Consider the following 12,218-nt stretch of genomic DNA (forward strand, 5'->3'; position numbering starts at 1 on the left):
CAATGGATTACGGATAAGTCTCGTCACTGGTTGCATATGACCACCTTGCGTCCGTTGAGGAGCACGTCCATCGGAAGAGGCAGTGCAGCAGGACCTTTGGAACACGCCGCGGGCGTGCCCGCAGCCGGAGGTTCGGGTATGTTCTGCCAGACCACCGGGATGCGCTTCACTCCGTCTATCTCGTTGTAGACGTTGGTGATTGCCTTATCGAAGGCCTTCTCCGGATCCCACCCCGGCTTATAATTGTCGACCACCCACGATCCTGAGTTGAGCCCCAACGCTCCAAGTAGCCGGTTCAGTTCACCCGTGTAGTCCGGGCCATAGACCTCTGATTTCCGGAACTCGTCCAAGACTGTCATCGCGGAGTCCGCGACAATCCGGACCTGGTCCAGAATCTTCGGCAGTGCGTCGGATTTCCCGCGCACCCCGACAGCGACCCGCTGCAGATTACGCATGATAGTGGCGATTACCGCTTCGCGATCCGATACCAATGCCGTGAGACGGTTGATGCTGTCGAGCATCGGACCGAGGCCATCTCCGTCGCCGGCAAGGAAGGTGGCGACGTTCTCGGTGAAGGTGTTGATTTCGCTGGGGTTGAGGGTCGCCAGAACCGGCTGCAACCCATTGAACAGGACCGTGACGTCGAAAGAGGGGATGGTCATTGAAGCGGGGACGCTGGCCATCTCATCGGGGGCTCCGCCCGGAGCGGCCCCGGCCACATCCACATACCGTAATCCGGTAAGAGCCTGGAACTTTACTGCCAACCGGCTCGCGGGCACGATGCTGTAACGACGCTCCATGGTGAATTCAACGGTCGCAACGGTGCGCCCCTCGGACCTTTTAAGCTCCAGTGATTGCACCTTGCCGACACGCACTCCACGTACCCGCACGTCTGCACCCTCATGTAATCCGGCTACATCAGTGAATTCCGCACTGATGGTTTGGGTCTCACCGTCGACCGGTTGTCTGATCACATTCGAGATCACGATGAGCAGCAGCGCACTGATCGCCACCGCTATGCTAAATTTCAGCAGTGCACCAAGGTGTTTCCTCACTGTGCGCCGCCCAACATCAGGCCTAGTGGTGCCGCGACCCCTGGGAGTTGATCAAGAACAAGTTTCACTTGTAGCGCGCGCTGATCCCCGGACCCGACATACATACGTTCCAGACGCGAGCGCAGCTCGCCCAGTTTGTCCGCCAGTTCAACCGGTTTCAGGATTCCCGGTACCACATCGGCCAGGACACGCACCTGGTCCAACAGTGGATACAAGTCGTAGACATGCGACTTCTCCAGATCGCCGATTTTGGAGAAGAGATCCAAACGGGCGCCGACGAAGTACTCTCGAAGCCGACCGTACGCGAACTTGTCCGGGTCGGTGGCCAAGACATGTGATGCCTCGTTGTAGTTGGCCAACTGCTTGTCGTCGTAGTAACGCAGATACGGATTTAACTCGCGATCTTTGTCTGGGTCGAATCCCACCCCGACGTAGTTCATCAGATAGTTGTTGCCGGCACTGATCGCGGAGTCCATGAAGCTGGGCAGACCGACACTGATCGCGGCGGCGTTTCGCAACAGCTGTTCGGTGCTGACCTTCTGCACATCGGTGAGGGTCGTCGACACCCGAATCATGGTTTCGAACAACGGATTCAACGCATCGGTGTAACGAGTCGCGCGGTCCATGACGCTGATGAGTTGTGGCGTCACCACATCATGCGACAGCTCACCGAGCCGATACAGCAGCGTCTGAAGAGTGAAATTTCCGCTGGGGGTAACGCTGATAGAAGCACCATTTCGCAGGGATTGTCCATGGTCAACAGGTGTCAAATTGATTCCCGTGACACCGAAGTAGTTGGCCGGCCGGAAGTCAATACCGACGGCATCGGTCAACCCTCGGGTCGGGTCGCTTTGTAGCTCGACCTCCACCCGAACCCGACCGACGCCCAGCTTGGACACGCCCTTGACCTCGCCTACCTTGACACCGTGCAAGATGACAGCGGTTCCGCTGTCTACACCCTGCCCCACGTACGGTGTCTCGATGGCGACCGAGATCGCATCGGCGACCGGACGCCCAGGAGCATTGATCACGAAGGCGTACGTCAGCGCAACGACCAACAGTACTGACACGAACCCCGTACCGATCAATGTCAGGATGCGTTCGTGCCGTTGCTCGTTCACCCGCAGTAGTGTCGTCATGATCAGCCCCTAACCGGTAAACACGTACGTCGGCTGAAGGCCCCACAATGCGACGGTGAGAACGAAGTCCAGCACCATGATCGCCACCAAACTCGCACGCACTGCGCGCCCGGACGCCATGCCGACACCCACGGGGCCACCAGAAGCGAAATAGCCGTAATAACAGTGGATTACCGTTACCGCCGCGCAGAATACCGCCGCCTTCAGCGTCGAATACACCAGATCGGTCGGCGAGAGGTACTGGACAAAATAATGCTGGTAGGTCCCCGTCGGCGCCCCGTAGAACGCGGTGATCATGGCATTGGACACGAAGAAGCTCACCAACAGCGTCAGCGCAAATCCCGGTATGACAATCAGCAATGCGCCGATAACGCGTGCACCCACCACATAAGGAAGGGCACGTAATCCCATCGCCTCCGTGGCGTCTATCTCCTCGGCGATGCGCATTGCGCCAATCTCGGCCGTCATTCGACATCCAGCCTGCGCCGCGAAGGCAATGCCGGCGACCAGCGGAGCCATCTCCCGGACGTTGGCCAGACCACCGACGATTCCCGAAAGCGCGCCAAAACCCAGCAGATTCAACGTAGCCCACGCCTCAATGGCAATGGAAGCGCCAATCGCGATACCGAGAATCATCAAGACGCTGATCACACCGCCGTCAACCACCAGGGAGCCACGACCGAAGGAGAGGCTGATCATGCGGGCCAATATCTCTTTGCGGTACTGCCTGATCGTGATCGGCGAAAGGTAGATCACCTGACCGACGAAGAGGAGCGCTCCGCCCAACGTGTGCAATGGCATCCTCAGCACCGCGAGCAGCCGTTCAACCAAGCGGAACCGGTGCAGGTACCGAGACGGCGTCATCACCTTTCCGCCCATCAGGCCACCGCCATCGGGAAGAACATGGTTTGCACCTGAGTGATCACCAGATTCGCGAGGACGATTCCCACCACGTTGGCAACGACCGCCGCGTTCACCGCATCGGCAACACCGCGCGGACCACCCTTGGCCTCAACACCTTTCAGCGATGACACGATGCCCACTATCGCCGCGAACACCACCGCCTTACCGATCGCGAACCAGACATCGACCATCTTGGCGAAAGCACCGAACGAGGCCCAGAAACTGCCGCTCGTCACATCACTGACCGTGATCGCGAGGACAAACGAGGCGATCACCGCCGAGGCGATAATGACAGCCATCAACACGGGCGCCAGAATTATCAAGGCGAGAAACCGCGGCACGACTAGGCTCCGAACCGGGTCCACCCCCATAACACGAAATGCGTCGAGTTCCTCCCGGATCGCCCGTGCCCCCAGATCTGAAGCGATCGCCGAGGCAGCGGCACCACCCATCAACAGTCCTGCGGTAAGCGGCGCCCCCTGCCTAACCACACCGACGCCACTCGCCGCACCGACAATCGACGCTGCCCCAACCTGATTGATCAGACCGGAGGTCTGAACGGCCACCATGCCACCGAAAGGCACCGCCATCAGAAGGGCGGGCAACGCGGTCACCTTGTACAGGGACCAACATTGATGGATAGTCTCGCCGACTGGCAACCGAAGAGACACGATGTCTTGAACAACGTACCGAACCACCGACGCCGCCATCAGTACCGCACGACCGATGGTTTTGGCGCTTGCCACCGGAACCCGCGTCAACCGCCGTGCAACTGTGGCCACGGGACCGATAAGCAGGCTCGCCCCGGATGCCGTCCGATGCAACCCTTTGACCGCAGCCACCGGGAGCGCGCCACGCTCAGGTAGCGATGCAGTCCCGTTGCGCCCCTCGTCGCGTGCGTCTGCGGTGAGGCTCGGCTCATCCGTTTCTGTCAGTGACATACGTTAGCTGGCTCGTTCCCTATCGTGTGCTGTCGCGGATGTCGTCGATGATGTGTTCATCCGCACTGAGCCCGGGTCACTGTGATGACCATCTCAATCATCCGTGAATCTTACAGGACGGCATTGTCAGATTGTCAATATCTAACTTCACGTATGCTGACACGATTCAATACGAATAAATCGCCATTACAATGAGCATTTCAACGCCTATTAATATGTTGCCACGGGCCAGCTCACAACCAGCCCAGGGATGTACACACCACCTGCGGCAAGATCGGTGGTATGGCGAGTGAATCGATTCCGATGACACCGATCGCGCCTCAGGCCTAGCGACAGGGCTTACCGCCCCACCGGCCAGCTTCACTCACCTTATTTGCTGCGAATGAACGCAGTCGATGGCTCTCAGTCGCCGGCCAAGACGATGGCGGTGGTGGTCTTACCCGTGTTTGGGTCCGTCAGGACATCGGCACCGTAACGCGTATAGGTGCAATCCGGAATGACCTCGGAACCGAACAACGCCGCTCCGTAGATGGCTTTCTGCGGGGCGTCTGCGAACTTGTGAACGTCTGCGTAGCCGAAGAGCAACTTGGCCTTGCCTGCCGGATAGGACAATTGACGCAGCATCGGCATCGGATCCTCCATCGGTTCGAACCTGGAGGCGTGATTGATGTACTTCTGTGTCTGATGATTGGCGACCTGCGCGACCTGGTCCAGCACCGGATCAGGTTGCAGTGCAGCACAATTACCGCGTCGCGCCGATACCGCCGACCTCAAATCCGCGGTCTCGTCCGCTCCAGCCGGTGGTGCCAGCACAGTCGCCACACAGATAGCCATCGTGGCACCCGCGACGATCCGCAGCGGTGTCATCTTGATTCCCTCAAGCGTCCACTCCTCGTGATACTTCCAGCCACGTCAAGCAATCTGCCAATTGCCCTGGCCGTCCCGATAGAAAAAGTACGCGGGGCAGTATTGCGCAACAGTCGCACCGGGACAGGGCGTGCCGTTGTATGCCGTATTGGTGGTGTGCACAAAACTATTGGGCGGCAACGCACTAGAATCCAAGCCCTGAGTGGTCATCACAGAAACGATCGCCAGCACGGGGTACATCAAGCTCGTTCCCTGATCCGGGTAACCACACCGGACGCACCACGGTTGTGGCGGCGGATTCGCATGTACGGTCGGCGTGCCAACCAAAATGGGGCCGTCAAATTGAACATCGATTGCGTAGTCCGGCGGACGTCCTGTGTTGTAGAAGTCAGTCAGGGTCTGCTTGATCTCGGATTCACCTGGGGGCGGGCCTAATTCACCCACATTGGCGTCCGCGCGGATCGCGCCGAAGGCAACCGCCGCCATCATATACACCGCAAGAAGGCCGGTAACCGCGGCGAGCCGACCGGCTATACGCCGCATCCTCTTGACTTTCCCACTATGAACACTCCCGCTACACGCAGACACGTGAACGCTCAATTCTGCTGGCCCAGTGCTTGACTCGCTGCAGCGACGGCCCATTGACCCACGCGGTGTTTCGGGCCCTGATGCCGACGCCAGTATTGGACAGGTGCTGCCACAGTCGATAGAAGCTCTCTCCTTGGTAGAGAGGAAAGTAGTTGTCGCCCGCAAAATCCTGCGTTTGCGTTAGGGATTCCGCACGTGGAGCGAGGAACGCGACGGCCTGTTCCACATTCGCGGCTACATTGTCGGCCTGCGCCTGGATTGTCCCGAGGGTCCAGTCGTTACTGGCCTGCAACAGATTGAACCCGAACTGATCCATCTGATTCCGCAGGTCACGGTATCGCGCATTGAACCACTGGCACATCTCTCGCTCCGCGGTGATATCCGCGGGAGTCACGCTGGCACGTGTTTGGTCATAGGGATAAGGGAACTGGGGCGTGAAGTTCCCGGCAGTCGGTACGAACTCGGGCAGTAGCGGAGGAGGCGCATCCGACGGATCGGCACTCGCCGGGGCCCCTGCCGCAATACACACGGCCGTCACCGTCACCGTCACCAGAGAGGAGATCAGCATGGATACCAGGTTTTTCACCACCCGCGCTCAACCAGCTTCCGGGCCACGTAGATCTGACACCCGCCAAGGATCATCGGCAAGGCCTCCGACGTGGGCAGCACGAGCCCCAAAACGCCTTCGTCAACGGAACGCGCTTGGGCTCCATAAGGACCGACGGCCAGCGCGATCGTGCCGGCGGTGCCGCCCGCACTCTGCTCGGGCGGCTCCGGAAAGCACCATGTCCAGGAACTCTCCCCCGTCACGAAAAACAGCTCGATGAAGTCGGACCGGGCGGGGCAGCCACGGCTACCACCAAGGGTGGCCGAGACAAATGATCCGTCCACCAAGCGCGAACCAGTGAGGCACTGGGGTTTCGGCATGACTTGCTCACTTCCTCCTAGTCGCGGGAACCCGGCCTCCTGCACAAAGGGCATAGGCGCGGCGTGCGCGCGCCGGATCCGCCGACCTGCAAGCCATCTATTCAGATCTGACATGCATCCATGTCAGATTATGTGTGCCATGTCACTCTGTCAAGAAGTTGAGAGTGCCAACACGTCAGCGGACGATTCGAACCGCACCCCGATAGCGAGTGGCCCCCGCGGCGTGCAATACGCAGCGGGGGCCATCGGCAAACTGTCAACCCGTTGGGCCGGTTTAGGTTAGGTCGTTATCGGGTTCGCACCTTGAATCAGGAAGGGAACAGTCGGATCCGCGCCGTACCGGTTTTCGTACTCGCCGAAAGTGCGCCCGATTTCGGCGTGCACAGCAGTGACGAGGGGCTCCCAATCGCGGTGGGTGATGATCAGGAAGTCGCGCTGCCGGATGGCCTCAACCACCTGTTCTCCGACGCGGTCCGGATCTGCCCCGGCCGCCAGTAGCGCACCGTTTCCCTCGACCGCCGCGGTGTTGACCCCCTCCCCGCGCACCTTGGCCTCGGCCTCACCGGCCGTCACATTGAGGCGCGTGGCGACCGTCCCTGGGCACAACACCGAGACTCCGACATCCGTGCCCTGCAGCTCGTCGCGCAGCACCATCGAAAAGCCGAAACTGGCGAATTTCGACGCACAATAGGCGCCGACGCGGGCCATTGGCACGATTCCGGCCATTGAGGCGGTGTTCATGATGTGCGCACGACCGCCACGACTCTTGAAACGCGGCAGGAAGGTCGAGACCCCGATGAATTGCGCCTCGGTGTTGATCTTGAAGACCCAGCGCCAAACGTCAAGCGGCGTTTCGTCAATCAATCCACCGCCATTCACGCCCGCGTTATTGCACAAGATGGAGATAGGGCCGAGAGCTTCCTCGGCCCTATCCGCGGCAGCCGACCACTGCTCGGGATCGCTGATGTCCAGCGGTACCGCCAGCACAGTCCCACCGGCATCGGTCAACTCTTGCGTCACATCGACAAGCCGCGCGGCGTCGATATCGGCCAGAGCCACCTTTGCTCCAGCCGCAACGAGTGCTCGGGCGATGCCGAGTCCAATACCTGATGCAGCCCCGGTGACGAACGCTGCTTGCCCTGTCGGCCAATCATTTGTCATACCGCCCACGGTACATCATCTGACTATGATCAGTGTCAGATATGCGCACATCTCCTCCGCCACCAAAGGTGCTGTCCTCATGAAACATTCATGTGGGCCGCACATCCATATCGGAAGCTCTCAGGACAACAGCGCCGCGAACTCACGAACCGGATCGGTGCCATCCCATTCGGCAGCCGCTTTCGCGACGGCGCCATACATCGCCTCTACCGGGCCTCCCCGTCCCATCAACTCGGTCATACAACCAAGCATCGGTCGCGTATCGATGTAGGCGACCGGCGTTAGACCTCCAACGGACGCCGTCATCACCACCTCGAAGCCATGGTCTTGGTAGTTGCGACACTCGGCCTCGACATCGTCGACGAAGCTACAGATATGGTGCAAGCCATTTTCCCCCTCCCGGAAGACATCTCGGTACGGAGACGGTCCGCTGCCATGCTGCTTGATGAGTTCGATCTGAACCGTGCCCGCCTGGGCAATCGCGCAACTGATATCGACGTCGACAGCGTGGCCACGATGGACAGCACCACCGATCATCGCGCCAACATGGGCGCCCATGAAGAAGGGCCCTATCCGGGCGGTCTGTTGCCATTGTTGGACTGCCTTGTCAAGGTCGTCCACCACCCAGGCAATCTGACAGTACTGCTTCGCGACCAACACGTCCTCACCTTCCTCCGAATGCCTGCGGTGCGGAATCGTCGGACGGTACTCGCCGTGTCCGCACTCTCAAGCGACCCAAAAATCCACTGCACGTGAGATATTCAGTGTCAACACCGAAATGAACCACACGCTGGGCCGACCCTACACCTATCAGACAATCTTCTATGTCAGATTGAGAATCTCTCCTGCCTCAGCACGGACATGAGAGAAAGACACCGGACCGGAGGCGCCCCCGCGGCCGCGTGGGCGTTAGGGAAGGTTGATACGCCAGTACAGACCGACCAGGTATTCCGCGAGTTGGTCGGAGGTGATATCCAAGAGTCCCTCTGCCCACGAGATCAACAGCTCGGACGCAGCACCCGAAGCCGCATATGCCCGCATACGCGATTCGACGGGGCCACTGTCAAAGGGTCCCGTATCGGTTCCCGACCACTTGAAAAAGTTCTCAGCAGCGTGGGTCAGGATCTCGTTTCGCCGCGCGCCGACGCGACCGCCCCTGCCAAGCGCCTCGACGAAGAAGATCCGGATCATACGGGGATCGGCAGTCAAGGTATCGACCGTCGTCCGCATGGCGACGGAGACCCTCGCGACGGGATCATCGGGCGCCTCCAGCACCGCGGCATTCACCTCAGATTCCATCGCCTTGATAGTCAGGTCGAGTATCTCCTCGAACAAGGCCCCCAGATCACTGAAGCTCTCGTAGAAGTAACGATCCGTGAGCCCGGCCTCGAGCACCACATCTTTGACACGCACCGATTCCGAACCGGGAGAACCAAACAGGTTCATACCCGCCTCAATCAACTTCCGGCGCCGTTCGGCGACGCGCTCCTCACCAGTAGCCCCGCCGTACACACGGCTTTCGCTTGAAACCGACACCTTCTCCGCTCCTGCCAGATCCGTGGTCAGCCCTCAGCATAGGTGGACATCTCGATGTCAGCCCGAAAGCAGGGCGAGCTGGACGCCAACAACCAGTCCAGCCAACCCAAACACCGCGAGGGCCGGCGCCGTTGCCTGCACCGAATCGCGCACCCGTCGATGCGAGATCACCGCCCCAGCCATCAAGAGCATTAATCCCGACGCCGCGGCGGTGCCCAATGGACGCCAATACAAGCCGCCCAACAACCCGACCGCGCCAGCGAGCTGGCACATACCGACGAATCGGGTCAGCCCTGATGAAATCCGCAAGTGCTGCCCCTCCTTGCGAGCAGCCGCCAGATAGAAGGCGTTCACGACGCCCGCTGCGCCGAAAAACATTGCCAGCGCGATCGAGACCACAACTGCCCCTACCCGCATCTGGCCTCCTTCATCCGTGTGTCCGCATTGCGGTATCGCCGCCACCCCGCAGCCCCCTTATCTGACATAGTCTAATGTCAGATAAAGGGCTACGGGGTGCTCATGGAGTACGACTGCCCCATTCCATATCAATCGCCTTTTCTGGCAACGGCATCAGAGAGCGGGAACTGCACATGACGGGAAAGCTTGAAGGCAAAGTCGCATTCATCACCGGCGCGGCACGCGGGCAGGGACGCTCTCACGCGGTACGCCTAGCCCAAGAAGGTGCCGACATCATCGGCGTCGATGTACCGCGGCATATCCCGGGCCTTCCCTATGAACCGGGAACCACCGAGGACCTGGCCGAGACGGTGCGTCAGGTGGAAGCGCTCGGACGCCGTTTCGTTGCCGCCGAGGCCGATGTACGAGATTTCGACGGCCTGCGGTCCGCGGTCGACGCGGGCGTGGCGGAGCTGGGGCGCCTCGACATTGTGCTGGCGAATGCGGGCATCGTCGCCCCCGCCCCCACACTCGAGATGAGCGAAGAACAGTGGCAGACAATGATCGATATCAACCTCACCGGGGTCTGGAAGACTCTCAAGGCATCGGTTCCGCATATTCTCGCAGGCGGTCGGGGTGGCTCGGTGGTAATCACCAGCTCCCTGGCAGCAATTGTCGTCCAGCCGAACATCGCGCACTATGCGGCGGCGAAGGGCGGTCTGATTCAGCTGTCCAACGTTCTTTCGAAAGAATTGGCACCGAAGGGAATCCGGGTGAACACCGTGCACCCCGGCACCGTTCTGACCGATATGGTTCTCAACGAGCCGACCTTCCGCCTCTTCCGGCCCGATCTCGAGCACCCCACCCAGGAGGATTTCGAGGAGGTGGCACGCACCCTCACCGGAATGCCCACCAGTGCAATCGAATCGGTCGATATCTCGAATGCCATCCTCTATCTGGTCTCGGATGACGGCCGCTACGTCACCGGCACCACCCACGTCGTCAGCGCAGGTCTGCTGTAACACCCATGGATAACGGTCACCGCGGGTCAGGGTCGTTCGCGGTGACCGTTTCCCACGTCATCAAGGTCGGGTGGCCGCCAGCGCCCTGGTCGCCCCAGCCCGATCCTCCGCGAACGCCTGGTCCATCTGGTCGACCTTGAAGTTGACCGGTTTGTTGATCCCGGCCCGGAACTCGAAGTGCCGGATCAACTTCGGATCCACGGGTTCTTGGTTGAACAGCTCGCGGTACAGCGGACCAACGCGCTTGGCGGTCCGCTCCAACAGCGCCCTGTCAAGGCCATAGAACTCAATGGCATTCTCCCCCAGAATGGCACGCGCTTCCGCCTCCGGCACCGATCCCAACGTGGTACGAATCCAGTCGTGCGTGTTCGGCCACGTCCCTTCAAAATGCGGAAAATCGCTACCAAACATCAGCTTGTCCAAGCCGACCTCATGACGCACCGCCACGTCTCCGTAGCGCATGAGGGAGGTACCACAGGCACAATGACGAGCCCAGTACTCCTTGGGGGTGAGCTTCATCGAACCCGGGTTGGCCACGTGTGCGCGCTCCAGGTACTCCAGCGTGACCGGTACCCAATCGGCGTGAATCTCCTGGAACGCGACCTTGAGCCCCGGGAAGCGGTCGAAAACCCCGCCCCACATCAACTGCCACAACGGCCGGCGCTCGCCGAACGTCTCGAACAATTCACTCAGGAACGAGTTCGTGCCGGCCGTTTCCGGATCAGCGTCCGGGTCGAACTTGGGCAACATGCTCGGGTCGATCACCGACAGCCCCGTTTTACCCGTGTTGCCCGGATCGTCCAGATTTTCCTTGCGGCCAAATACGTTCCGTACCATCTCGACAACGCCACCCTGGGGGTTACCGAACCCGGCATGAATGTGCACCACCATGCCCAGGTCCTGACATGCCGCCCACATCGGGTCCCACCACCCGTCATAGAGCGCAGGCAGATCGCCGGGCGCCGTGCCGGGCATCATCGGCGGGAAGATCGCACGGAATCCCGACTCGCGAGCACGCACAATATCGGCTACTCCGGCTTCCCAGTCCGGCCATGGGTAGATCAGCGGCACTCCCAACAAGCGGCCAGGAGCCTCCGAACAGAAATCCGCCAAGAATCGGTTATGGGCGTGCGCCCCCGCAACCCGCAGCTCATGCGACCGTACCGAATTCTGTACATCGACAAACGGGACGAAACCAATCGGCCCGAACGGATGTAAGAATTCGGCGGCGATTCCCTCGGCCTCCACGTGACGGAGCCGCCACACTGGGTCGAAATATCCGACCTCCCCTGCCCCGGAGACCACTCCCCTCTTGTCATAAACCTCGAGGGCGTCCTCGGGAGCGGGGTAGCCGGTCAGCTCCACAACCTTGTTGATAATGGCCACATCGTCGAGGTAACCGCTCCACGAATCGTGGTATTTCGACTCCACGTAGTGCTTGTACATCTTCGGCGGCAGTGACACGTGGGAGTCCGCCGACACCATCGTGAGCGGCCGCAGCTCCGGGCTAGACAACGTGTCCGCGTCTGCTTCGCGCACATCGAATCTGGTTCGCATCGTTGAGTACCTCTCCGTATGTTCCGTATGTGATATATCTGACATTTCGTAATGTCAGTTAAACCCCGGGCGCCGGTTTTCGTCAAGGAATCGCGCAGATTTTTCGGCCAGCATCGATCAGCGCGG

14 protein-coding genes are annotated in these 12,218 nt (G+C 60.3%); 1 reads left to right on the plus strand and 13 read right to left on the minus strand.

What is annotated here, in order from left to right; all coding sequences use genetic code 11:
* Nucleotides 1-23: 23 nt before the first annotated feature.
* The 12 genes from ABG82_RS22645 to ABG82_RS22700 all read right to left on the minus strand — a co-directional run bounded on the left by ABG82_RS22645 (nt 24) and on the right by ABG82_RS22700 (nt 9,534).
* Complete coding sequence (locus ABG82_RS22645; protein ID WP_043076972.1) at nt 24-1,055, minus strand: MlaD family protein; 1,032 nt, start codon at nt 1,053-1,055, stop codon at nt 24-26.
* Nucleotides 1,052-2,194, minus strand: coding sequence for an MlaD family protein (locus ABG82_RS22650; protein WP_052510950.1), 1,143 nt, complete (start codon nt 2,192-2,194; stop codon nt 1,052-1,054). Before ABG82_RS22650 ends, ABG82_RS22645 begins: the two co-directional genes overlap by 4 nt.
* Nucleotides 2,195-2,203: 9 nt before the next feature.
* Complete coding sequence (locus ABG82_RS22655; RefSeq protein ID WP_043077102.1) at nt 2,204-2,995, minus strand: ABC transporter permease; 792 nt, start codon at nt 2,993-2,995, stop codon at nt 2,204-2,206.
* A 77-nt stretch (nt 2,996-3,072) separates the two neighbouring features.
* The gene (locus ABG82_RS22660; RefSeq protein WP_078343812.1) at nt 3,073-4,038 is read right to left on the minus strand and encodes an MlaE family ABC transporter permease; all 966 of its coding nucleotides are present in this window, start codon (nt 4,036-4,038) and stop codon (nt 3,073-3,075) included.
* Nucleotides 4,039-4,440: 402 nt separating this feature from the next.
* The gene (locus tag ABG82_RS22665) at nt 4,441-4,905 is read right to left on the minus strand and encodes a hypothetical protein (RefSeq protein ID WP_043076971.1); all 465 of its coding nucleotides are present in this window, start codon (nt 4,903-4,905) and stop codon (nt 4,441-4,443) included.
* 45 nt (nt 4,906-4,950) lie between these two features.
* The gene (locus ABG82_RS22670) at nt 4,951-5,448 is read right to left on the minus strand and encodes a hypothetical protein (protein WP_054173178.1); all 498 of its coding nucleotides are present in this window, start codon (nt 5,446-5,448) and stop codon (nt 4,951-4,953) included.
* Nucleotides 5,449-5,479: 31 nt separating this feature from the next.
* Nucleotides 5,480-6,061, minus strand: a complete 582-nt coding sequence (locus tag ABG82_RS22675) for a hypothetical protein (protein ID WP_052510959.1) — start codon at nt 6,059-6,061, stop codon at nt 5,480-5,482.
* A 14-nt stretch (nt 6,062-6,075) separates the two neighbouring features.
* Nucleotides 6,076-6,420 (minus strand): hypothetical protein, encoded by a 345-nt coding sequence (locus ABG82_RS22680; RefSeq protein ID WP_054491369.1) that lies wholly within the window; start codon nt 6,418-6,420, stop codon nt 6,076-6,078.
* Between the two features lie 279 nt (nt 6,421-6,699).
* A complete protein-coding gene (locus ABG82_RS22685; protein WP_043076968.1) occupies nt 6,700-7,581 on the minus strand; it encodes an SDR family NAD(P)-dependent oxidoreductase in 882 nt (293 codons plus the stop codon).
* 120 nt (nt 7,582-7,701) lie between these two features.
* Nucleotides 7,702-8,241 (minus strand): VOC family protein, encoded by a 540-nt coding sequence (locus ABG82_RS22690; RefSeq protein WP_052510949.1) that lies wholly within the window; start codon nt 8,239-8,241, stop codon nt 7,702-7,704.
* A gap of 249 nt (nt 8,242-8,490) precedes the next feature.
* Complete coding sequence (locus ABG82_RS22695; RefSeq protein ID WP_078343810.1) at nt 8,491-9,117, minus strand: TetR/AcrR family transcriptional regulator; 627 nt, start codon at nt 9,115-9,117, stop codon at nt 8,491-8,493.
* A gap of 57 nt (nt 9,118-9,174) precedes the next feature.
* Complete coding sequence (locus ABG82_RS22700) at nt 9,175-9,534, minus strand: DoxX family protein (protein ID WP_043077098.1); 360 nt, start codon at nt 9,532-9,534, stop codon at nt 9,175-9,177.
* A gap of 173 nt (nt 9,535-9,707) precedes the next feature.
* On the opposite strand from ABG82_RS22700, the gene ABG82_RS22705 reads away from it, so the two are divergent.
* The gene (locus tag ABG82_RS22705; protein ID WP_043076966.1) at nt 9,708-10,535 is read left to right on the plus strand and encodes a mycofactocin-coupled SDR family oxidoreductase; all 828 of its coding nucleotides are present in this window, start codon (nt 9,708-9,710) and stop codon (nt 10,533-10,535) included.
* A 60-nt stretch (nt 10,536-10,595) separates the two neighbouring features.
* Here the strand turns inward: ABG82_RS22705 and ABG82_RS22710 are convergent, their stop codons facing one another.
* On the minus strand, nt 10,596-12,092 hold the full coding sequence (locus ABG82_RS22710; protein WP_043076965.1) for an amidohydrolase family protein: 1,497 nt from the start codon (nt 12,090-12,092) through the stop codon (nt 10,596-10,598).
* Between the last annotated feature and the right edge of the window lie 126 nt (nt 12,093-12,218).

Source organism: Mycobacteroides immunogenum, assembly GCF_001605725.1.
Lineage (GTDB): Bacteria > Actinomycetota > Actinomycetes > Mycobacteriales > Mycobacteriaceae > Mycobacterium > Mycobacterium immunogenum.